Source organism: Actinomadura sp. 7K507 (genome assembly GCF_004348425.1).
Taxonomy (GTDB): Bacteria; Actinomycetota; Actinomycetes; order Streptosporangiales; family Streptosporangiaceae; genus Spirillospora.
The window spans coordinates 1-869 of sequence record NZ_SMKK01000545.1 but is presented as its reverse complement, the minus strand read 5'-3'; the positions used below and the strand labels follow the sequence as shown (position 1 = coordinate 869).

The window sequence follows — 869 nt, the reverse complement described above, 5'->3', positions numbered from 1 at the left end:
GCCGACGGCCCCGCGCTCTTCGACGACTTCGACTACACCTCGCACACCGACCCGGCGATCGGCGCCCACGGCTGGAACATCCGCGCCAACTCGGGCGGGCCGGGCGTGCCGGGAGCCACCTGGGCTCCGGAGAACGTCACCTTCGCCATGGAGGGGACCAACTCGATCATGAACCTGGAGACCTCCACGGCGGGCACGGGCGCGACCACCGTCCACACCGAGGTCCTCACCAAGGCGATGAAGTTCAAGAACGGCACCTACGCCGCCCGGGTGAAGTTCTCCGACGCGCCGACCTCGGGCCCCGACGGCGACCACATCGTCCAGACCTTCTTCACCATCAACGACCTCACGGCGCCCATGGCCGACGACTACTCCGAATACGACTTCGAGTACCTCCCGAACGGCGGCTGGGGCGAGCCCTCGAACATCCTCTACGCCACCTCGTGGGAGACGTACCGTCCGGACCCCTGGGAGGCCGTCAACCAGCACTCCCAGATTCGCACGAGCTACGCCGGCTGGCACGATCTCGTGCTCACCATCGATGACAGCAGCATCAGGTACTACGTCGACGGGCAGCTGTTCGGCACGCACGACGCCCGCTACCTCCCCGAGCGTGCGATGTCGATCAACTTCAACCAGTGGCTCATCGACCTCAACGGCCAGCCCGCGACGACCCCCCGCTCCTACGACGAGAAGATCGACTACGTCCTCCACGTGAAGGACCAGGTCCTCACGCCCGCGCAGGTGGCGGCCAAGATCAACGCCTATCGCGCGGCGGGCACCGGCTTCGAGGACACGGTGCCCGGCGGCCAGTGAGCCATCGCCCGCCCAACCTCACGGGGTGCGTGAGGCCGGAAACGGCCTCACGC

General features: G+C 67.4%; 1 protein-coding gene. It reads left to right on the top strand.

Annotation, left to right across the window (positions count from 1 at the left end; translation table 11 throughout):
• On the top strand, positions 1-816 hold an 816-nt coding region (locus tag E1285_RS45180), incomplete at its 5' end, for a glycoside hydrolase family 16 protein (RefSeq protein ID WP_132161049.1).
• Positions 817-869 lie beyond the last annotated feature (53 nt).